This window comes from Streptomyces sp. bgisy130, from assembly GCF_057708345.1.
Map to the genome: position 1 here is coordinate 170,382 of NZ_JBYISA010000013.1, position 21,658 is coordinate 192,039.

The following is a 21,658-nucleotide window of genomic DNA, read 5'->3' on the forward strand; positions in this document are numbered from 1 at the left end:
CCGGCCGTCTCCGTGAGGGCCAGGGGCTCGTGCGGTGGAGCTGGGGGGCAACCCGGGGACCGGGTCAGCCCATGAACTTCTTGAATTCCTCGGGGAGTTCGAAGTTCTGCGGGTCCTGGCCGCCCTGCGGCAGGCCCAGCGGGTTGCCGGCCTGGGCGGCCTCGCGGCGTGCGGCCGCGGCCTCTTCCTCGGCCTTGCGCTTCATCGGGTTGCCGCTCTTGCGCTTGCCCTTGGCCTGCTTGACCTGCTTCTTCTTGCGCGCGCCGCCGCCCATGCCAGGCATCCCCGGCATGCCGGGCATCCCGGGCATGCCGCCGCCCTGGGCCATCTTCGACATCATCTTGCGGGCGTCGAAGAACCGCTCGACCAGGCCCTTGACCGCGCTGACGTCGACACCGGAACCCTTGGCGATACGGGCCCGGCGCGAGCCGTTGATGATCGTCGGCTCCTGGCGCTCGGCCGGAGTCATGGACTTGATGATGGCGGCGGTGCGGTCGACCTCGCGCTCGTCGAGGTTGTTGATCTGGTCCTTCATCTGCCCCATGCCGGGCAGCATGCCGAGCAGCTTGGAGATGGAGCCCATCTTGCGGACCTGCTCCATCTGGGCCAGGAAGTCGTCGAGGGTGAACTCCTTGGGGCCCTTCGCCAGCTTGGCCGCCATCTTCTCGGCCTCGGCCTGGCTGAAGGTCTGCTCGGCCTTCTCGATGAGCGAGAGCATGTCGCCCATGCCGAGGATGCGGGACGCCATGCGGTCCGGGTGGAACGCGTCGAAGTCGTCCAGCTTCTCGCCGTTGGAGGCGAACATGATCTGCTTGCCGGTGACGTGCGCGATGGACAGCGCGGCACCACCACGGGCGTCGCCGTCGAGCTTGGAGAGCACCACACCGTCGAAGCCGACGCCGTCGCGGAACGCCTCGGCGGTGTTGACCGCGTCCTGACCGATCATCGCGTCGACGACGAAGAGGACCTCGTCGGGGCTGACCGCGTCGCGGATGTCCGCGGCCTGCTGCATCAGCTCCTGGTCGATGCCCAGCCGGCCGGCGGTGTCGACGATGACGACGTCGTGCTGCTTGCCGCGGGCGTACTCGATCGAGTCCTTCGCGACCTGGACCGGGTCGCCGACGCCGTTGCCCGGCTCCGGCGCGAAGATCGCCACGCCGGCGCGCTCGGCGACGACGGAGAGCTGGTTGACGGCGTTGGGGCGCTGGAGGTCACAGGCGACCAGCATCGGGGCGTGGCCCTGGCCCTTGAGCCAGCGGCCGAGCTTTCCGGCGAGGGTGGTCTTACCGGCACCCTGGAGACCGGCCAGCATGATCACGGTCGGCGCGGTCTTGGCGAACCGCAGCCGGCGGGTCTCGCCGCCGAGGATGCCGATGAGCTCCTCGTTGACGATCTTGATGACCTGCTGGGCGGGGTTCAGCGCCTGGGAGACCTCGGAGCCGGTGGCCCGCTCCTTGACCTGCTTGATGAAGGCCCGGACGACGGGCAGGGCGACATCGGCTTCCAGCAGCGCGATACGGATCTCACGCGCCGTGGCGTCGATGTCCGCCTCGCTCAGGCGGCCCTTGCCCCGGAGGTTTTTGAAAGTACTCGCCAAGCGGTCGGAAAGCGTATCGAACACGGCGGTCGTCGATCCTCGGGGTCGGGGGCAGGGTGCAGTCGGGTTCTAGGGTATCGGCCTCCGCAAGCAAACCGTTCCGGCCCTGTATTCCCGGCCGCTACTGAAGGGCGCGCTCCACGGCCGCCGCCACCTCGTGGGCCGCGGCGTCCGCGAGGGGCGCCCCGTCCGCCCCGGTGACGTAAAACGCATCCACGGCGTTGGCGCCCAGGGTGCTGATGTGGGCGCTGCGGACGGCGACGCCGGCCGCCTCCAGGGCGCGGCCGATGCGGTGCAGCAGGCCGTGGGCGTCCTGGGCCCGGACCTCGATGACGGTCGCGGTGTCGGAACTGCCGGGGGCGACGGTGACCCGGGGCGGCGGGGCGAGCACGGTCCGGGAGCGGCGGGCGTAGGCGCGCTCCCGTTCGGCGAGGCGGGCGGGGATGTCGAGGGTGCCGTCCAGGGCGCGGAGCAGGTCGGCGCGCAGCCGGTCGGCCTGCGGCAGCGAGCCGTATTCGGCGGCCACCCGCCAGCTCAGTACCAGGACGGGGCCTTCGTCGATGGGGTCGAGGAGGAGCAGGTCGGCGGCGCGGACGGTGAGCCGGTGCAGGGCCAGCACCCCGGCCGCGGCGGGCAGCACGCCCCTGGGAGGGGCGCCCGCGGGGCTCGTTGCGGGGCGGCGGCCGGGCGCCCGGTGGGCGGGGACGGCGATGAGCAGTTCCACCCCGACCGGTTCCTGGGCGGGTGCCGGGGTCCCGGGTCCGGTGGCGGCCTCGGTGCGGGCCTCGGTGTCATCGGCCTCCGTGGGGGCCTCGGCGCGCGGGTGCAGGGCCAGGACCGGGCCGCCGGTGCGCCCCGCCTCGATCGCCAGCCGCTCCTGTTCCGCGGTCGGCTCGCCGGCGCCGCGCAGATCCGGGTCGGGCTCCCCCGCGAGCCGCGCGGCGACCCGTTTGACCAGGTCGGCGACGAGGCCGCCGCGCCAGGCGCTCCAGGCGGCGGGCCCAGTGGCCAGCGCGTCAGCCTCGGTCAGGGCGTGCAGCAGCTCCAGGGTGCGGGTGCTGCCGACCGCCTCGGCGACCGCGCCGATGGTCGCCGGGTCGTCGAGATCGCGCCGGGTGGCGGTCTCGATGAGCAGCAGATGGTGCCGTACGAGGGTGGCGATCACCGTGGTGTCCCGGGCGTCGAAGCCGAGCCGGGCCGCCACGTCGCGGGCGATGGTCTCGCCGGCCACCGAGTGGTCGCCGGGCCAGCCCTTGCCGATGTCGTGCAGCAGGGCGGCGACCAGCAGCAGGTCGGGCCGGTGTACCCGGCGGGTCAGGGCGGCGGCCCGTACGGCGGTCTCGACCAGGTGGCGGTCGACGGTCCAGGTGTGGACGGGGTTGCGCTGGGGGCGGCAGCGGACGCGCTCCCAGTCGGGCAGCAGCCGCGGGATGATGCCTTCGGCTTCCAGGGCCTCCCATACGGGCACGGTGTGCGTGCCCGCGCCCAGGAGGGTCACCAGCTGCTCGCGGGCCTCGGCGGGCCAGGGCACGGGCAGCGGCTGCCCGGCGGTGGCGCAGCGGCGGATCGAGTGGGTGGCCAGCGGCAGCCCGGCCTGGGCGGCGGCGGCCGCGGCGCGGAGCACCAGCACCGGGTCCCGCTCGGGGCGCGCGGTGCGGGCCAGCACCGCCTCGCCGTCGAGTTCGACGACGCCCTCGGCGAGCGGGGAGCGCTCGCCCTTGCCCGCGCTGCGTCCGTGCAGCAGCCCGCGCAGGGTGGGCTTGAGGGAGCGGGCGCGCAGGACCCGGCCGACCTCGCGCCAGGTGACATCGGCCGCGTAGGAGATGGTGCGGGCGGATTCGTAGGTCTGCCGCAGCAGGGCGTCCGCGTCCAGCAGGCCGAGGGTGGTGGCGACCTGGTCCTGTTCCTGGAGGGAGAGCCGGTCGGTGGCGCGGCCGGTGGTCAGGTGGAGCGCGTCGCGGGCGTCGAGGAGACGGGTGCGGGCGGCTTCCAGGCCGCCGCGCGGGGCGTCGGCGAGCCAGGAGGCGGCGACGGCCCGGAGGGCGGTGGCGTCCCGCAGCCCGCCTCTGGCCTCCTTGAGGTCGGGTTCGAGGAGGTATTGGAGTTCGCCCTGCCGCTCGGCGCGCTCCCGGCACAGGTCGTGGAGTTCCGGGAGCCGCTTGGGGGCGCTCTCGCGCCAGTCGGCGTAGGCGGCGGTGCGCACTTCGGCGGTCAGCTCGGGGTCGCCGGCCAGGTGGCGGGCGTCGAGCAGGCCCAGCTGCACCTTGAGGTCCTCGCGGGCGGCTTTACGGGCCTGGGCGGGGGTGCGTACGGAGTGGTCGAGGGCGAGGCCGAGGTCCCATACGGGGTACCAGAGCCGGTCGGCGAGCGCGGCGAGGGCGCCGGCGTCGGCGCGGCCGTCGTGCAGCAGGAGCAGGTCGAGGTCGCTGCGCGGGGAGAGCTCGCCGCGGCCGTAGCCGCCGACGGCGACCAGGGCGGTGCCGGACAGGCCGGCGGCGCTGCCGTGCCGGGCCAGCAGGCCGGCCAGCCAGTCGTCGGTGAGCCGGGCGAGAGCGGCGCGGCGGTCGGGTCCGGTGGCGGTCTCGTCCTGGAGGAGGCGCAGCCGGGCCGCGGGGTAACCCCCTTCCGCGGCGGTCGCGGGCTGGTTCCCCGGGCTCTGCGTGCCGGCCGGTCCTGCCGTGTCCTCGACGCTGTCCGTCAACGCGCGCGCTCCTTGGTCGTGGTGGTCCCCCGCCGTCCCCGTTGCCCGTGCGGCCGCCCCGTGCCGGCCGGGCCCGCACGATCAGTCTGTGCTGCTGCGGACCGGTCGGCCAGCCGCCGCTCGGGCGGCCGGGCCCGGCCGCGGTCCCCGGCGGCGGAGGGCCGCCCGGGGCCGGAGCCGGGGCCCGGCCGTGGCCTCACAGTGCGTCCGGCCCCCGCTCCCCGGTTCGCACCCGTACCGCGTCGTCGACGGGGACGCTCCACACCTTCCCGTCGCCGATCTTGCCGGTGCGGGCCGCCTTGACGATGACGTCGGTCAGTTCCTCGGCGTCGGCGTCCTCGGCCAGCACCTCGATACGGATCTTCGGGACCAGGTCGACGGTGTACTCGGCGCCGCGGTACACCTCCGTGTGCCCGCGCTGTCTGCCGTATCCGCTGGCCTCGGTGATCGTCAGGCCGTGCACACCGAATGCCTGGAGGGCGTCCTTCACCTCGTCCAGCCGGTGCGGCTTGATTACTGCCGTGATGAGCTTCACGCGTTCACCTTCTTTGTCAGGGCCTCGCTGAGTCGGCCGACCGTGCCACCGCCGGCGCCGGTGAAGTCGTATGCGGTCTCCGCGTGCGCGGCCTGGTCGATGCCGGCGACCTCCTCGTCCTCGCCGATCCGGAAGCCCATCACCAGGTCGATCGCCTTGGCAAGGACGTACGAGACGACCAGGGAGTAGAGCAGCACGCTGACCACACCGATGGCCTGGCGGCCGAGCTGTTCGAAGCCGCCGCCGTAGAACAGGCCCTTGGCGTCGCTCTGCACCCCGCCGGTGGCGAACAGGCCGATCAGCAGCGATCCGGCGACACCGCCGACGAGGTGGACTCCGATGACGTCGAGGGAGTCGTCGTAGCCGAACTTGTACTTCAGGTTGACCGCCATGGCGCACAGCACACCGGCGATCGCACCGACCGCGATGGCGCCCAGCGGGCTGACCGCGCCGCAGGCCGGGGTGATCGCGACGAGTCCGGCGACCGCGCCGGAGGCCGCGCCGAGCGTGGTGAACGAGCCGTGCCGGAGCCTTTCGTACGCCAGCCAGCCGAGCATCGCGGCGGCGGTGGCGACCTGGGTGTTGACGAAGGCGACCGCGCCGATGCCGTCGTCGTTGCCGAGCCAGGAGCCGGCGTTGAAGCCGAACCAGCCGAACCACAGCAGACCGGCGCCGAGCATCACCAGGGGGAGGCTGTGCGGCCGCATCGGGTCCTTCTTGAAGCCGATGCGCTTGCCGACGACGAGGAGTACGCCGAGCGCCGCGGCACCGGCGTTGATGTGGACGGCCGTACCGCCCGCGAAGTCGATGACCTTCAGCTCGAACAGCCAGCCGCCCTCGCCCCAGACCCAGTGGGCGACGGGGAAGTAGACGACGGTGACCCACAGCGCGATGAACAGCGCCCAGGCGGTGAATTTCACCCGGTCGGCGAGCGCACCGCTGATCAGCGCCGGCGTGATGATCGCGAACATCAGCTGGAAGACGGCGAAGACATAGACCGGGATGGTGGTGGCGCCCCACAGCTCCGTCAGGCCGATGCCGCTGAGTCCGGCGAAGTGTCCGTCCCAGCCGATGAAGCCGCCCTGGTCGGTGCCGAAGGCGAGCCCGAAGCCGTACAGGACCCACAGAATCGTCACGATGCCCAGGCTGATGAAGCTCATCATCAGCATGTTGAGCACGCTTTTCACCCGGACCATGCCGCCGTAGAAGAAGGCGAGACCGGGGGTCATGACCATCACCAGTGCGGAGCAGATCAGCATGAACCCGGTGTTGGCCGGGCTGAGTGTCGCTTTGTCTGCTGCGAGCGTCAGGATGCCTGGGGGCATCGGCGTCTCCTCGTCGTCGATGCGGCCCGTGCGGGCATGTTTCTGGTGGGCCGACTTCGCGATGAGGTTGTCGCAGCACGGTTTCGGCCAAACCTTGCGGGTGTTTCACCCCCGTGACGAAGGCAGCCCCCGTGTTACGCCCCGGTGAACTCCCAGATCAGCCCCACATCACCCGTTCAACCCACAGAAACCATCAATTGAGCAACCCCCACGGCGCCCAACCACCTCCGCGAAAGCGGCGCCGGTTTAGGCGCAAAGGGGGCGCAAAGGCAAGCCCGGCCGCGGCTGCCGCCCGCGTGACCTGGCATGGGGGAGCCGAGTCGGGCTGTACGGGGCAGTGGCCGCGGCCGGAGTTCAGGGGTGGGTTGCCGTCAGCCGGCCTCCGCGGTTTCGGGCAGCTGGCGGGTGAGCTCGTCGCTGAGCCGGATCACCTCGGCGACGCCGCCGAATTCCCGCGCCGCGTTGTCGACGGTCTTGCGCAGCCGGGTGTTGACGCGTTCGGAGCGGACCTGCCGGGCGAACGGGATGGCCTGCTGCGCCATCGCGGCGCAGGCCTCGGGCTCCTTCTGGAGCAGATGCACGGTGGCCATCCCGATCAGGTTGAGGGCATACGACCGCTGGTGCTCGGGGTCCTTGCCGAAGAGCTCCACGGCGCGCTGCATGACGGGTTCGGCGAGCGAGGCGTAGGTGGGGCTGCGGCCGGCGACATAGGCGAGATCGCGGTAGGAGTGGGCGTTCTCGGCGTTCAGCTCGGCCTCGGAGAAGAAGCGGATCCAGTCCGGCTCGGGCTCGCCGGGCAGGACGTCGGAGAAGGTGTCCTCGGCCATCCGGACGGCTCGCTTGACCTTGCTGGGCTGGCCCATCCCGGCGTAGGCGCGGGCCTCCATCGCATACAACATGGCCTGGGTGCGCGGGGTGGCGGTCTCCCGGCTGCCGTACTGGGCGAGGTGGATCAGCTCCAGTGCGTCGTCGGGCCGGCCGAGGTGGATCATCTGCCGGCTCATGCCGGAGAGGATGTACGAGCCCAGGGGGCGGTCACCGGCCTCCTTGGAGGCGTGCAGTGCGAGCACGAAGTACTTCTGCGCGGTGGGCTGGAGGCCGATGTCGTAGCTCATCCAGCCGGCGAGTTCGGCGAGTTCGGCGGCGACCTTGAACAGCCGCTTGGCCACCTGCTCCGGCTGCGGCTCCTGGAGGAGGTCGGTGACCTCGTGAAGCTGGCCGACCACCGCCTTGCGCCGCAGCCCGCCGCCGCACTGCGCGTCCCACTGGCGGAACATCGCGGTCGTCGACTCCAGCAGATCCAGCTCCGGCCCGGACAGTCGCGCGGGGCGGCGGGCGCGGTCGGGTTCCTCCGCGCCGCCCTGGCCCGCGGGCACCGGGACCAGCCAGCGCTGCATCGGCTCGATGAGGCTGGGGCCGGCGGCGAGCGCGAGGGAGGTGCCGAGGAAGCCGCGGCGCGCCAGCATCAGGTCACTGCGGGAGAACTCGCTGATGAGGCCGACCGTCTGGGCCCCGGCCCAGGGCAGGTCCACACCGGAGACGGACGGGGACTGGTGCGCGGAGCGCAGGCCCAGCTCCTCGATGCCGACCACACAGCCGAAGCGTTCGGAGAACAGCTCGGACAGGATCCGCGGGATGGGCTCGCGCGGCTGCTCACCGTCGAGCCAGCGGCGCACCCGCGAGGTGTCGGTGCTGATGTGGTGCGCGCCCATCTGGCGGGCCCGGCGGTTGACCTGCCGGGCCAGTTCGCCCTTGGACCAGCCGCTGCGCATGAACCACGAACCCAACTGCGCGTTGGGTTGCTTGACGGCGTCGGTGCCGCCCGTGCCGCCGTTGCCGCCCACTGGAAGCCCCCATCCCGATAGCTGCGTTGGTGCCTGGTGCCTGGTGCGTGTCGCGAACTGCCCACAGGACGCCGTCCGTTACGGCTCCTGTCCGGGGGTACATCTACCCGATCACGGTTTCCGGCCACACCTTTTGGCCTGTGCTCGACCTGTGCGTTGCCACCGGCATACCCGTGCGAAGGGTGCCTCTCCGGGGTTCGCGCACCGAAAGTAATCCTACGATCACGCCCGCCGCGAGGGCGATCGCGGAAACGCCACCATTCGCCACCCCTTCGAATGAACTCCCCGCCCAGCTCTCGCGATTGACTTGACACAGGCCGAAGAACGCCGGGCGGAACGAAGCACACAAGGGCTCACGCGGCGCACCACACCACCCGGCACACCACCGCACCACGGGCGCCGACGGGACCCCGGCGGGGCCGGACCGTCAACCCGCCGACTCGTAACCACTGGCACGCACCACCCGTTGGAGGGGGCATGGGCTTCACGATCGGCGGCATCCGAGAGATGCGTTCCAGCTCCCGGCGCCGCGCCCGCTCGACCGAGATCTCGGCGGTGGCGGAGTACACCGGGCTCTGGGGCTGGGACGTCGTCCCCGGCGCCCGGGCGGTCCGTGCGGGCAGCGGCCGTACGGACTGCTCGTGCGGGGCCGCCGACTGCCCCTCCCCCGGTGCTCATCCGCTGGCCTTCGGTGCGGAGCTGACGGCGGGTGCCGGCTGGGAGAAGGCGGCCGCGGCGTGGGCCGAGACACCGGGCGCCGCCATCCTCCTCCCGGTGGGCCGGTCGTTCGACCTCCTCGACGTGCCGGAGGCCGCGGGCCGCAACGCGCTGGCGAGGCTGGAGCGGATGGGTCTGCCGCTGGGCCCGGTCGCGCTGGCACCGACCGGCCGGGCGCTGTTCTTCGTCGCCCCCGGCGCGGCCGGGCAGCTCCCCGATCTGCTCTACCGGATGGGCTGGGACGACGCCTCGCTCGACCTGCGCTCCCTGGGCCCCGGCGACCACCTCACCGCGCCCCCCTCCGACCTCGGCGGCCACGGCCCGGTGCGCTGGCTGCGCCCGCCGGCCCTGGACACCGCCGGCCGGCCGCCGCAGGCGCGGCTGATGGTGGGCACCCTGGCGTACGCCTGCAACCGCTCGGCGGTCTGAGCTCGTCGGCCGGCGGCCGGAGGTGCCGTCACGCGGCAGAACGAGCCCCGTCCGGACAAGCGTCAGCCCCCGGTACCCGCGGTCTGCGGGTCCGGGGGCCGGTGACGGTCCGGGGCCTGTGCCCTGGCGGCGGTGTCAGTCGATCAGGGCGTCGACGAAGGCCTCCGGCTCGAAGGGGGCCAGGTCGTCCGCTCCCTCGCCCAGGCCGACGAGCTTGACCGGGACACCGAGTTCGCGCTGGACGGCGACGATGATGCCGCCCTTGGCGGTGCCGTCGAGCTTGGTGAGCACCACGCCGGTGATGTCCACGACCTCGGCGAAGACCCGCGCCTGGACCAGGCCGTTCTGGCCGGTGGTGGCGTCCAGGACGAGCAGTACCTCGCCGACCGGGCCGTGCTTCTCGACGACCCGCTTGACCTTGCCGAGCTCGTCCATCAGACCGGTCTTGGTGTGCAGCCGGCCCGCGGTGTCGATCAGGACGACATCGGCGGCCTCGGCGATGCCTTCCTTCACCGCGTCGAAGGCGATGGAGGCGGGGTCGCCGCCCTCGGGTCCGCGGACCGTACGGGCACCGACCCGCTCGCCCCAGGTCTGGAGCTGGTCGGCGGCCGCGGCGCGGAAGGTGTCGGCGGCGCCGAGGACCACGGACTTGCCGTCGGCGACCAGGACCCGGGCGAGCTTGCCGGTGGTGGTGGTCTTGCCGGTGCCGTTGACGCCGACGACCAGCACGACGCCGGGGATCTCGTCGCCGCCGTTGCCGATGCCGTTGGCGGTGTGCACGGTGCGGTCGGCCTCGGTGCCGATGAGGCCGAGGAGCTCCTCGCGCAGCAGCTCGCGCAGCCCCTCGGGGGTGCGGGTGCCGAGCACCTTGACGCGCTCCCGGAGCCGCTCGACCAGCTCCTGGGTGGGCGTGACGCCGACGTCGGCGGTCAGCAGGGTGTCCTCGATCTCCTCCCAGGTCTCCTCGTCGAGGTGTTCGCGGGAGAGCAGGGTCAGCAGGCCCTTGCCCAGGGTGTTCTGGGAGCGGGAGAGCCGGGCGCGCAGCCGGACCAGCCGGCCGGCGGTGGGCTCGGGGACCTCGATCGCGGGCGCCGGGGGCGCCTCGGGCTCGGCGGCCGGTGCCTCGGCCGCGGGGGCCTCGGCGGTGGGCAGCGTGACTTCTTCGATGGTGCGACGCTCTTCGTCGCGGGGGGTCTCGGCCTCCTCGCCGACATGCGGTTCGGCAGGGGGCGCGGTAACGGAGGGCTTCGGGGCGGCCGGCGGGGACGGCGGCAGCTGCTTCTTCTTCTTGCGGCCGCTGACGACGAGCCCGCTGATCGCGCCGAGCACGACCACGGCGATGACTACAGCAAGGATGACGATGTCCATAACCCCTCCAGTATCAGCCACGCTCCGCCCGTGGGGACTGCACGCGCCGAACCTGGAGGGGCGGTGTCCGGAAAGCGGTGCCCCGGCCTCGCGGGCGGCCACCCGGGCGCGCGCCGGGCGCCTTGCCGGGACGGCAGCACGAGGCCGGGCCGTGCGGCCGGGTGGCCCCCGGGGAGGCGGGCGAACGCCCTGACCCGCCCCTACGGCCCAGCTCCGGACGAGCTCCGGACCAGCCCCGGAGCAGCCCGACTGGACCCTTCGACGAGGTTCGGCGACACTCGTCCTCGTCGTGGGGTCCAACAGTGCGTACCGGCACAAGTTGGATCAAAGTACGATGGTCGACGGCCGCGCAACGCGCGTAGAGTCCTGGCAATCAATTCTGGCCAGGCATCACAGCCGCTGCCTGCACCCCCTCCCCCGTGGGGGTGCGTCCAGATCCCCGCACGGAGATACCTGCACCAATGGGCACCACGTCCTCCACTTCCGCTCCCGCACCTGAGGGCGCCGTCGAGACCCGCGGCATCGAGCCCGTCCCCGACAACGAACGCCAGGGCCGCGTCCGCGAGCTCTTCCCGACCTGGGTCGCCGCCAACATCAGCGTGTTGTTGCTCACCATGGGCGCCTCGCTCGTGGTCAACAACGGACTGAACTTCTGGCAGGTCCTGCTGGTCGCCGCGATCGCCGCGGCCGTCGCGTTCGGCATGGTGGGCGTGCTGTCGGTCTCGGGCAAGTGGGGCGGCGCCCCGGGCGCGATGCTCTCCCGGGCCGCCTTCGGCGTCCGCGGCAACTACTTCCCCGGCGCGATCCTGTGGGTCGCCCGCTTCGGCTGGGAGACGATCAACGCGGTCACCGGTGCCTACGCGGTGCTGACCGTGCTGCATCTGCTGCTCGGCATCGAGAGCAACAACGCCCTCGTCGTCGTCACCCTGCTCGCCTTCGTGGCCGTCACGTATCTGGTGAGCGGTCTGGGCCGCAAGGCGCTGAACGTCTGCAACAAGTACTCGACGTATCTGTTCGGCCTGTTCAGCATCATGGTGCTGGTCTATCTGGTCGCCACGATGGACTGGGACGCCGTCTTCGCCAAGAAGGCCGGCACCACCGCCATGGTGATCGCGGGCATCGGCACCATCGCGGCCGGCGGGATCAGCTGGGTGCCCACCGGCCCCGACTTCGCGCGGTACCTGCCGCACTCCGCGTCCGGCAAGAAGATCGTCGGCACCACCGTCTCCGGCGCGGCCCTGGTGCTGCTGCCGATGGTGCTGATGGGCGGCGTGATGGCCGTCTCCAACCCGAAGCTGGCCGGCCAGAACACCGACCCGATGTCGTTCCTCGGCAGCATCCTGCCGTCCTGGCTCGCGGTGCCGTACCTGGTCACCGCGCTGGTCGGGATGGTGCTGATCAACAGCCTGTCGATGTACTCCGCGGGCTTCACCGCCCAGACCATGGGCGTCAAGCTGCCCCGCGCCCTCGCGGTCAGCATCAACGCCGTCATCAGCCTGGTCGGCGGCCTGTTCATGATGCTGGTGGCCAAGGACTTCATCGGCCAGTTCATCGCCTTCCTGACGCTGCTCGCGGTCTCCTTCTCCGCCTGGATCGGCGTCTACGGCATCGACATGGCCCGGCGGCGCAAGCTGGCGGTGCGCTATGACGCCGACAGCCTGATGAACACCGGCCGCACCAGCCGCTACTGGTACGTCGGCGGCTTCTGCTGGCAGGCCATGACGGCCTGGGGCGTGGCGCTCGTCGCGGGTCTGTGTTTCACCAAGGTGCAGTGGTTCACGGGCCCGTTGGCCACCACCTGGATCGGTGAGAACGGCCTGGGCTGGGCGGCCACGATCGCGATCGCCGCACTGGTCTTCGCCGTACTGCCGACGCCGAAGGAGTCCGCCCCGGCGGCCGGCCCGGACGAGGCGGCCGAGGCCCGGCAGCCGGTCGAGGTGCGCTGACCCGGGCCCCGTGGACCGGACTCCCCCTCTAGTGATCTGACGCATCGTCAGCTAACGTCCCCTTCGCCAACCACCCTGGCGAAGGGGACGTTTGCGATGCCCGCTCTGCCCGTCACGGTCCTGCGGATCAACCTCGTCGACCCCGCACCCACGCCCGACACCCTGTCCGCGCGCTACCGGGCCGCCGTCGAGATGGCCGCCTTCGCCGACGACCGCGGCTTCACCATGGTCCAGACCGAGGAGCACCACGCCACCACCAACGGCTGGATGCCCTCCCCGCTCACCTTCGCGGGCGCCGTCTTCGGCGCCACCCGCCGGATCGGCGTCACCGTCTCCGCGCTGATCACCCCGCTGCACGATCCGCTGCGGCTGGCCGAGGACCTCGCCTCGCTCGATCTGCTCAGCGGCGGCCGGCTGATCACCGTCGCCGGTCTCGGCTACCGGCCCGAGGAGTACGCGGCGCACGGCAAGGACTGGCCGGCCCGGGGCCCGCTCCAGGACGAGGTGCTGGCGACCCTGCTGTCCGCCTGGACCGGGGAACCGTTCACCTATCAGGGGCGTACGGTCCGGGTCACCCCGCGCCCGTACACCCAGCCGCATCCGGTGCTGCTGATCGGCGGCAGCTCACGGGCCGCCGCCCGGCGCGCGGCCCGCCTGGGGCTCCCCTTCTTCCCCAGTGCCCACCTCCCCGAGCTGGAGACCTACTACCACCAGCAGCGCGCCGCCCACGGCACCGACGGGTGGGTGATGCAGCCGCCCGAGCGGACCACGCTCCTGCACCTCTCCGAGGACCCGGACCGCACCTGGGCCGAGTACGGCAGCCATCTGCTGCACGAGGCCCGGATGTACGCGTCCTGGCAGTCCGCCGGGAGCCGCTCCGCGGTGCGCTCGTCCGCCCGGGACGTCGGGGCGCTGCGCGAGGAGGGCGTCTATCGGGTCGTCACCCCCGACGACTGCCTCCGGCTCGCCCGGCGGACGGGCGCCGGGGGGTCGTTGATCCTGCATCCGCTGTGCGGCGGGATGCCCGTCGACGAGGGCTGGCGCTCGCTCCATCTGTTCGCCGAGCGGGTGCTGCCCTGCCTCAAGGACTGACCGCCGGCGGCGCGTTGAGCCTTCCGGGCAGGGGACGAGCAGGGTGCGGCCCGCCGCCGACTGCGGCAGCGCACAAGAATCCGGGCACAAAAAAGGGGTACTGCCCGGGGTCCCTGATGACCCGGGGCAGTACCCAGTGCTGAGGAGACGGACTGGCGGGGGGGTTAGCCCATCTCCTCCAACGCCTTGCCCTTCGTCTCCTTCACGAACTTGAGCACGAAGGGGATCGAGAGCAGGGCGAAGACCGCGTAGATGATGTACGTACCCGAGAGGTTCCAGTCGGACAGGCTCGGGAAGCTGGCCGTGATGGCCCAGTTGGCGATCCACTGCGCGGAGGCGGCGACGCCCAGCGCGGCGGCACGGATCTTGTTCGGGAACATCTCGCCGAGGAAGACCCAGACCACGACGCCCCAGGAGAGGGCGAAGAAGAGCACGAAGACATGGGCGGCGATCAGGGCCACGGTGCCTTCGGTGTGCGGCAGCGTGCCGGCCGCGGTCTTGGCGGAGAAGGCCCATGCCTCCAGGGCGAGCGAGACGGCCATACCGGCCGAGCCGATCAGCGCCAGCGGACGGCGGCCGATCTTGTCGACGAAGATCATCGCAATCACGGTGCCGATGATGTTGATGATCGACGTCGTGAAGCTGTAGAAGAACGAGGCGCTCGGGTCGATGCCGACGGACTGCCACAGCGCCGAGGAGTAGTAGAACGCGACGTTGATGCCGACCAGCTGCTGGAAGACCGAGAGACCGATACCGACCCAGACGATCGGCAGGAAGCCCATCTTGCTGCCGAGCAGGTCCTTGAACGACGACTTGTGCTCGCGGCGCATCGCGTCCTGGATCTCGGCGACCCGGGTGTCGAGGTTCACGGTGTGGCCCTCGACCTCGGTGAGCACCTCCTTGGCGCGGGAGACCTTGCCGACGGAGATCAGGTAGCGCGGCGACTCGGGGATCGCGAAGGAGAGCAGACCGTAGAGGACGGCCGGGACGACCATCACGCCGAGCATCCACTGCCAGGCCTCCAGGCCGGCGAGGGTGCCGCGCTGGTTGCCGTCGGCGAGGTTGAGGATGCCCCAGTTGACGAGCTGGGAGACGGCGATACCGACGACGATCGCGGCCTGCTGGAACGAGCCGAGGCGGCCGCGGTAGGCGGACGGCGAGACCTCGGCGATGTAGGCCGGGCCGATGACCGAGGCCATACCGATGGCGAAGCCGCCGATGATCCGCCAGAAGGCGAGGTCCCAGAGGGAGAACGGCAGAGCGGAGCCGACGGCGCTGATGGTGAACAGCACCGAGGCGATCTGCATCACCCGGATACGACCGATGCGGTCCGCGATCCGGCCGGCGGTGGCGGCGCCGATGGCACAGCCGATCAGGGCGACGGCGATCACCTGGGCGAGGACCGCGGATCCGACGTCGTAACGGCTGCGGATCGCCTCGACGGCACCATTGATGACGGAACTGTCATAGCCGAAGAGAAAGCCGCCCATCGCGGCAGCCGCGGTGATGAAGATGACATGGCCGAGGTGGTCGGGATGGGCCTTGCGGCCTTCCGGGACCGTCGGCTGCGCGGTGCTGGTCAACGTGAACTCCAGTGGCCCGGCTGCGCTGCCGGGCGTAGGGGGCTGGCCCTTCTAGTGGTGCATAGGTTGGGGGTACCCACCACTTGAAGGTAAAAGCAACGTTGCAGAGACTATGCCTTCAAGTTTCGAAGTCAATAGGGCGTGATGAATTTGTTTCTCGGGCGTCCTGGTAGTCATTCGTTCAAGTTCTGAACTGATGGGTAGTCGGATACTCCGGGCGATCATCAGCGGTGCCGCCGGCGGCCTCCCCGCCCGCCGGCACCGGCCCGCGGCCGCCGCACGAACCGCCCGGGTGACCCCGGTCAGTGCAGCCGCTGGCTGATGACCTTCGATACGCCGTCACCTTGCATCGATACCCCGTAGAGCGCGTCCGCGACCTCCATCGTGCGCTTCTGATGCGTGATCACAATCAGCTGGGAGCTCTCCTGGAGTTCCTCCATGATCCGGATCAGCCGCTGGAGATTGGTGTCGTCCAGCGCGGCCTCCACCTCATCCATCACATAGAACGGGCTGGGCCGCGCCTTGAAGATCGACACCAGCAGCGCCACCGCGGTCAGCGAGCGCTCACCGCCCGACAGCAGCGACAGCCGCTTGACCTTCTTCCCGGGCGGCCGCGCCTCCACATCCACCCCCGTCGACAGCATGTCGTCCGGATCGGTGAGCACCAGCCGCCCCTCCCCGCCGGGGAAGAGCCGTGCGAAGACGCCCTCGAACTCCCGCGCGGTGTCGTGGTACGCCTCGGTGAAGACCTGCTCCACCCGCTCGTCGACCTCCTTGACCACCTGCATCAGGTCGGCCCGGGTCTTCTTCAAGTCTTCAAGCTGTTCGCTCAGGAACTTGTGCCGCTCCTCCAGCGCCGCGAACTCCTCCAGCGCCAGCGGGTTCACCTTCCCGAGCTGCTGATACGCCCGCTCGGCGGCCTTGAGCCGCTTCTCCTGCTCGGCCCGTACATAGGGCACCGGCTGGTGACGGGGATGCTCCGGATCGTCCGGGAGCACCTCACCCTCGGCGGGCGGCGAGGGCGGTACCGGCTGCTCGGGGCCGTACTCGGACAGCAGCCCGGCCGGCTCCACCCCCAGCTCCTCCAGCGCCTTGGTCTCCAGCTGCTCGATCCGCAGCCGCTTCTCCGCGCCGAGCACCTCACCGCGGTGCATCGAGTCCGTCAGCTTGTCCAGCTCGGACTTCAGCTCCCGGCCCTGATGGCGCTCGGCCACCAGCGCCTGTTCCCGCTCGGCCTTGGCCCGGTCCGCGGCGCCCCGCTCCTCCTCGGCCCGTACGGCCGACACCTCGATATGCGCCAGCAGCTGCCGGGCACCGGCGGCGACCGCCCCGGCCACCGCCGCCTCGTGCCGCAGCCGGGCGCGCCGCCGCTCGGCCCGCGCCCGCGCCTCGCGCTCGGCGCGCGCTCCCCGGTCCAGTGAGTCCGCCCGCCCGGCGAGCGCCTTCACCCGCTCCTCGTGCGTCCGCGCCTGGAGCCGGGCCTCCATCTCGGTCTGCCGCGCATTGGCACCGTCGGCGGCCAGCCGGTCCCGTACGGACGTGTCCGGCTCCTCGTCGCCGACGCCCGGGTCCTCCTCTGCCACCGCGAGCCGCTCGGCGAGCTCCTCGGCCTCCTCGGTGGCCCGCAGCAGCGCCTCCTCGGCCTTGGCCGCCGCCGCCTCGCAGCGCTCGGCCTCGCCCGCGGCCGCCCGCGCCTGCCCGCCGAGCCGGCCCAGGTCCCCGGCGACCTTCGACTTCTCCCGGTCCGCCGCCCGCCACCGCCCGGCCAACTCCTCGACCAGCGCGGCACCCGCCGTACGGCGCTCCGCCGCGGCCCGCTGCGCCTGCGCCAGCTCCTCGCAGCTCGCCGCCAGTTCCTCCAGCTCGGCCGCCGCCTCGTCGACGGACGCCTGCACCTCCAGCAGACTCGGCGCACCGGCCGAACCGCCCTGGGCGAAATGCGCCCCGAGCAGATCGCCCTCACCGGTCACGGCCATCAGCTCCGGCCGCGCGGCCACCAGTTCCTCGGCGTCCTCCAGCGTTCCGACCACCACGACATCCCGCAGCAAACGGGCCACGGCGGCGGTCAATTCCGCGGGCCCCCGGACCAGTTCCGCCGCCGGTACGGGCTCGCCACGGGGCCCGGGGACACGGCACACGGCCGCCTCGGGCACATCCGGCGCCCCGGCCGCACCGGCACGGACGTCGAGCACGGTCCCTTCGGCCGCGGCGGGCTCACCCGCCCTACCAACCGCATCAGCCCCGTGAGACCCGGCAGCACCGGTGGCTCCGGCAGCACTGGCTGCCCTGGCAGCCCCGGCAGCCCCACCAGCTCCGGAGGCATCCGCGCCCCCACCCCACGCCGCCCCCTCAGCACCCTCAACAGCCCCCACGGCCTCCGCGGCTCCCCCGCCCTCGATGGCCTCCACCGCCCGCGCGGGCGCGGGCACCCTTCCCGTCCCGCACTGGCCCCCGGTTCCCCCCAGCACCATCGCCGCCCGCCCCGCGTCCTGCGTGCGCAGCAGCCGGATGGCCTCGGCGGCGGTGGCCGGGCCGGTGACGGCGACGGCGTCCGCGGCCGCGCCGAGCGCCGCCGCCACCGGGATCTCGAAGCCCGGGGTGACGGTCAGCAGTTCCGCCGCGGGGCCGAGCAGTCCGGTGAGCCGGTCCCCGGCGGCCAGCAGCGCTCCGGTGCCGTCCTTACGGCGCAGCCCGAGCGCCAGCGCGTCGTGGCGGGCGGCGGTCGCGGCGCGCTCGCGCTCGGCCGCGGTCAGCGCCTCCCGCGCGGCGGTCAGCGCGGTCTCCGTCTCCGCCAGCTCCCGGCGGGCCGCCTCGTGCCGCTCCGCGATCTCCTCGTCGTCCGCGTCCAGCCCGTCGACCTCGGCCTTGAGCTGCTCGTACTCCTCCTGGGCGGTTTCCGCCCGGCGCCGGGCGGCGTCCCTGGCCTCGGCGAGCCGGCCGATCTCCGCCTGCGCCGAGGCGGCCCGGCCCCGGGCGGCGGTGACCTGTCCGCTCAGCCGGGCCAGGCCCTCCCGGCGGTCGGCGATCGCACGGGCCACGTCCCGCAGCCGCCGCTCCTCGTCCGCCAACTGCCGCTCCAGTCCGGCACGGTGTTCGACGGTGTCCTCCAGGGCCCGGCTCGCCGCCTCCAGCGCGGCGGTCAACTCCGCCTCCTGCTCGCGGATCCGGGCCGCTTCCCGCTCCATGTCCTCGGGGTCCCGCCCGTTCCGCTCCTCCGGCGGCGCCGCCGTGGCGCTCTTCACCCGCGCCTCGGCCAGCGAGATCGTGCCGCGCACCCGCTCCGCGAGCTGCGACAGCTCGTACCAGGTCTGCTGCGCACGCTGCACCCGCGGCGTCAGCGTACGGACCTCCTCCTCCAGCGCCGCCTCCCGCCGCTGGGCGGTGCGCAGCCGGTCCTCGGCGGTCTGCTTGCGTTCCCTGAGCGCCGCCTCGTCCGCGATCTCGGCGCGCAGGGCCCGGCGCAGGGTCACGAGGTCGTCGGCGAGCAGCCGCAGCCGGGCGTCGCGCAGGTCCGCCTGGATGACGGCGGCGCGCCGGGCGACCGCGGCCTGCCGCCCCAGCGGCTTGAGCTGGCGCCGCAGCTCATCGGTCAGATCCTGGACCCGGGCGAGATTGGCCTTCATCGCCTCCAGCTTCCGCAGCGCCTTCTCCTTGCGCTTGCGGTGCTTGAGGACGCCGGCCGCTTCCTCGATGAAGGCCCGGCGCCCCATCGGGTCGGCATGCAGCACGGAGTCGAGCTGGCCCTGCCCGACGATGACATGCATCTCCCGGCCGATACCGGAATCGGAGAGCAATTCCTGGATGTCCAGCAGCCGGCAGGTGTCACCGTTGATCTGGTACTCGCTGCCGCCGTTGCGGAACATGATCCGGGTGAGGGTGACTTCGGCGTACTCGATCGGCAGGGCACCGTCGGAATTGTCGATGGTGAGCGAGACCTCGGCGCGGCCGAGCGGCAGCCGCCCGGTCGTCCCGGCGAAGATCACGTCCTCCATCTTCCCGCCGCGCAGCGACTTGGCGCCCTGCTCGCCCATGACCCAGGACAGCGCGTCCACGACATTGGACTTGCCGGAGCCGTTGGGGCCGACGACGCAGGTGATGCCCGGCTCGAAGCGCAGCGTCGTTGCGGAGGCGAAGGACTTGAAACCTCGCAGGGTCAGACTCTTGAGATGCACGCCGTGGGACTCTACCGGCCGCTCCCCGGCGACTGACCCCAACATTCCGGGCCGCTCCCCGGCCCTGTACGGCCCCCGGGTATACCGCGCCGTTCATTTTCGGTTTCACTGCCGAAAGCGCAGGGCACATCATGCGGTAAGGGAGGGCCGTCAAGGCTGAAGTGACCAGGTGGTTCGCAGGAAAAGCCGCAGTACGGAAAAGCCGGAAACGACGAAGGGACGCCGAAGCGTCCCTTGCAGATCTTGAAGAAAGCGGTGCCTCAAGCGGCTGGCGAGCAGCCCTACCGGCCCTGGGGTCGGGGTCAGGTGAGCGCGGGCTCCGCCTGGGGTACGTCGATGTCGAGCATCGAGTCGTCGCGACGTGCGGCAGCGGACAGCATGTCGTTTTCGGCCTGCATCCGAATAAGTTCGGATTCAAGGTCTTGGACGCGCTGCTGAAGCCGTCGCATCTCGGAGAGGACTCGGGGGTCGGAGCCGCCGACGTAACCGAGAAGCGCCTTTGCCATGATGGATGGTCCTCCACAATGAGTGACCGACCGAAGCGGTGTGGGTCGTGAGGGATTCGCACCCGCGGTGCTTGTCATTCTCTGGTGTACTCAATGCCAAACAGCTAAGGTGCGCGGGGATTCCAGAGTCTCACCAAACGGTTTGACGGTCAACACGATCACACCCCGTATCCTCGGGCACCTGAGAGTGCGCGGCCGTGAAGGCACTGCGCCGACTCCCCAGAAAGGTCCCGCCGGGGCGTGGAGATCATCCGTACAGCGGCAGCCTTGCACGGGTCGGCCGAGTTGGCAACCACCAGGGCTTATCTCCTGTAAGCAGCTCACAAAGACGCATCCGCAAGAGCGCCCATGACGGCCGTACGGACGGTTCCGGCGGGCCGGATCAGCGGATCTCGAAGCCGTCGTAACCGCCGCGGGGCGTGTCCCAGATCTCAGTGACTCCGTCGACCCGCCCGGGCGTGTCCCCGGTGCGGAGCCAGTCGAGCAACTGATCGCAGTGCTTCTTCGGGCCCTCGGCGACCACCTGGACGCGGCCGTCACCCAGATTGACGGCAAATCCCGCGAGTTCGCCGATGCGAAGGGCGTTGGCCCGGGTGAACCAGCGGAACCCGACGCCCTGGACCTGACCACGCACCCACGCGGTCACTCGGACAGCTTCATTCATGTGTGCACGCTAACCGGACAATTGCTCAGTGGTCACTTCTGCCTCGTGCGCCATGGCGTACAGTCCCCCGACAGCGGGGCTCACTCTTATGGGTGAGTCATCTTGACGCCAGGAAAGCTGTGCGGCGGTAGCCGCTCCAGTGGAGCCGGTGCTTGTACCGGTGGAAGGAAGACAGCAGATGGGCCGCCATCGACGCTCTGCTCCCCCTGTCCCCGACTCCGCCGGTGCGGGGCCTGTTGACGCCCCGTCGGCCGAACGGCCGGGCGCACCGGCCACGACGCGGCACCACGGACACCGCGCGGCACGCGGCCGCGGCAGGGCGCCCGTCCGCACCGGACTGCTCGGCGCCTCCGCGGTGGTGGCGATGGGAGCCGTGGCGGTCGCCTCCGGACTGATCCCCGGCCACGGCCAGTTCGACGGGGGTGCGGACGGCGAGCAGGGCGACCGGGTCCGGGCCGGTGCGCTGCCGGAGGCCACCGAGCCGATGGGCGGCGTCTCGGCCTCGCCGACCGACCGCGCCACCGAGGAGGCGAGCCGCGGCGAAGCCCGTACCAAGGCCCCCGAGAGCGGGCGCGCCTCCCGCGGCGCCACCCGCCCGGTGTCCCCCGCCCCGCACCAGCCCTCCAAATCGCCCACCGGGGCGAGCGGTTCGCACCGGCCCGCCAAGCCCACCGAACGGCCCACCGCCCCGGCGCCCGAGCGCTCCGTGACGGCGTCGAAGACCCCCGACGCCCAGTCGTCCGCGGAGGCCCAGGTCCTGTCGCTGGTCAATCAGGAGCGCGCGCAGGCCGGCTGCTCGCCCGTGACGGCGGACCGGGAATTGGCCGGTCTCGCCCAGGATTTCAGTGACGACATGGCCCGGCGGGGCTTCTTCGACCACACCGACCCGGACGGCGACACGCCCTGGGACCGGGCCAAGGACGCGGGCGTCGACGGCCTCGGCGGCGAGAACATAGCCCGCGGCCAGGCCAACGCCCAGTCCGTCATGGACTCCTGGATGAACAGCCCCGGCCACCGCGCCAACATCCTCAACTGCGAGTACAAGACCCTCGGAGTCGGCGCCCACTTCGGGTCGGGCGGCCCGTGGTGGACCCAGGACTTCGGCTTCTGAGGCAGCCCGCCCCGCGGTGACACCGCCGCGGCCTCGACGCACGCCCGCGGGGGCCCCTTGTCGATCCC

At 71.8% G+C, this 21,658-nt stretch carries 14 protein-coding genes; 4 read left to right on the forward strand and 10 right to left on the reverse strand.

What is annotated here, in order from left to right; translation table 11 throughout:
• Nucleotides 1–64: 64 nt before the first annotated feature.
• The 5 genes from ffh to nsdA form a co-directional block, all read right to left on the reverse strand.
• Nucleotides 65–1,621: a signal recognition particle protein gene (gene ffh, locus AC3EUV_RS19675; protein ID WP_432142099.1), complete on the reverse strand. Its 1,557-nt coding sequence runs from the start codon at nucleotides 1,619–1,621 to the stop codon at nucleotides 65–67.
• Between the two features lie 97 nt (nucleotides 1,622–1,718).
• A complete protein-coding gene (locus AC3EUV_RS19680) occupies nucleotides 1,719–4,298 on the reverse strand; it encodes a [protein-PII] uridylyltransferase (RefSeq protein ID WP_432142098.1) in 2,580 nt (859 codons plus the stop codon).
• A 196-nt stretch (nucleotides 4,299–4,494) separates the two neighbouring features.
• Complete coding sequence (locus tag AC3EUV_RS19685; RefSeq protein WP_432142097.1) at nucleotides 4,495–4,833, reverse strand: P-II family nitrogen regulator; 339 nt, start codon at nucleotides 4,831–4,833, stop codon at nucleotides 4,495–4,497.
• Nucleotides 4,830–6,158 (reverse strand): ammonium transporter, encoded by a 1,329-nt coding sequence (locus AC3EUV_RS19690; protein ID WP_435603448.1) that lies wholly within the window; start codon nucleotides 6,156–6,158, stop codon nucleotides 4,830–4,832. The genes AC3EUV_RS19685 and AC3EUV_RS19690 overlap by 4 nt, the downstream gene beginning before the upstream one ends.
• 371 nt (nucleotides 6,159–6,529) lie before the next feature.
• Nucleotides 6,530–8,002 carry a transcriptional repressor NsdA gene (gene nsdA / locus AC3EUV_RS19695; protein ID WP_432142095.1) on the reverse strand — a complete coding sequence of 491 codons (1,473 nt, stop codon included), beginning with the start codon at nucleotides 8,000–8,002 and terminating at the stop codon, nucleotides 6,530–6,532.
• A 477-nt stretch (nucleotides 8,003–8,479) separates the two neighbouring features.
• On the opposite strand from nsdA, the gene AC3EUV_RS19700 reads away from it, so the two are divergent.
• The gene (locus tag AC3EUV_RS19700; protein ID WP_432142094.1) at nucleotides 8,480–9,148 is read left to right on the forward strand and encodes a bifunctional DNA primase/polymerase; all 669 of its coding nucleotides are present in this window, start codon (nucleotides 8,480–8,482) and stop codon (nucleotides 9,146–9,148) included.
• A gap of 135 nt (nucleotides 9,149–9,283) precedes the next feature.
• Here the strand turns inward: AC3EUV_RS19700 and ftsY are convergent, their stop codons facing one another.
• A complete protein-coding gene (gene ftsY / locus AC3EUV_RS19705) occupies nucleotides 9,284–10,516 on the reverse strand; it encodes a signal recognition particle-docking protein FtsY (protein ID WP_432142093.1) in 1,233 nt (410 codons plus the stop codon).
• Between the two features lie 461 nt (nucleotides 10,517–10,977).
• Here ftsY and AC3EUV_RS19710 point away from each other — a divergent pair, with 461 nt between their 5' ends.
• Together AC3EUV_RS19710 and AC3EUV_RS19715 are read left to right on the forward strand one after the other, a co-directional pair.
• Nucleotides 10,978–12,462, forward strand: a complete 1,485-nt coding sequence (locus AC3EUV_RS19710; RefSeq protein WP_432142092.1) for a purine-cytosine permease family protein — start codon at nucleotides 10,978–10,980, stop codon at nucleotides 12,460–12,462.
• A 96-nt stretch (nucleotides 12,463–12,558) separates the two neighbouring features.
• Nucleotides 12,559–13,554 carry an LLM class flavin-dependent oxidoreductase gene (locus AC3EUV_RS19715; RefSeq protein WP_435603449.1) on the forward strand — a complete coding sequence of 332 codons (996 nt, stop codon included), beginning with the start codon at nucleotides 12,559–12,561 and terminating at the stop codon, nucleotides 13,552–13,554.
• Nucleotides 13,555–13,718: 164 nt separating this feature from the next.
• Here the strand turns inward: AC3EUV_RS19715 and AC3EUV_RS19720 are convergent, their stop codons facing one another.
• The 4 genes from AC3EUV_RS19720 to AC3EUV_RS19735 all read right to left on the reverse strand — a co-directional run bounded on the left by AC3EUV_RS19720 (nucleotide 13,719) and on the right by AC3EUV_RS19735 (nucleotide 20,479).
• Nucleotides 13,719–15,137 (reverse strand): sugar porter family MFS transporter, encoded by a 1,419-nt coding sequence (locus AC3EUV_RS19720; protein ID WP_432142090.1) that lies wholly within the window; start codon nucleotides 15,135–15,137, stop codon nucleotides 13,719–13,721.
• Between the two features lie 302 nt (nucleotides 15,138–15,439).
• The gene (locus AC3EUV_RS19725) at nucleotides 15,440–19,309 is read right to left on the reverse strand and encodes an AAA family ATPase (protein WP_432142089.1); all 3,870 of its coding nucleotides are present in this window, start codon (nucleotides 19,307–19,309) and stop codon (nucleotides 15,440–15,442) included.
• A 302-nt stretch (nucleotides 19,310–19,611) separates the two neighbouring features.
• The gene (locus AC3EUV_RS19730; protein ID WP_006602857.1) at nucleotides 19,612–19,815 is read right to left on the reverse strand and encodes a hypothetical protein; all 204 of its coding nucleotides are present in this window, start codon (nucleotides 19,813–19,815) and stop codon (nucleotides 19,612–19,614) included.
• 382 nt (nucleotides 19,816–20,197) lie between these two features.
• Nucleotides 20,198–20,479: an acylphosphatase gene (locus tag AC3EUV_RS19735; protein ID WP_432142088.1), complete on the reverse strand. Its 282-nt coding sequence runs from the start codon at nucleotides 20,477–20,479 to the stop codon at nucleotides 20,198–20,200.
• Between the two features lie 178 nt (nucleotides 20,480–20,657).
• Here AC3EUV_RS19735 and AC3EUV_RS19740 point away from each other — a divergent pair, with 178 nt between their 5' ends.
• The gene (locus AC3EUV_RS19740) at nucleotides 20,658–21,590 is read left to right on the forward strand and encodes a CAP domain-containing protein (RefSeq protein ID WP_432142087.1); all 933 of its coding nucleotides are present in this window, start codon (nucleotides 20,658–20,660) and stop codon (nucleotides 21,588–21,590) included.
• Nucleotides 21,591–21,658 lie beyond the last annotated feature (68 nt).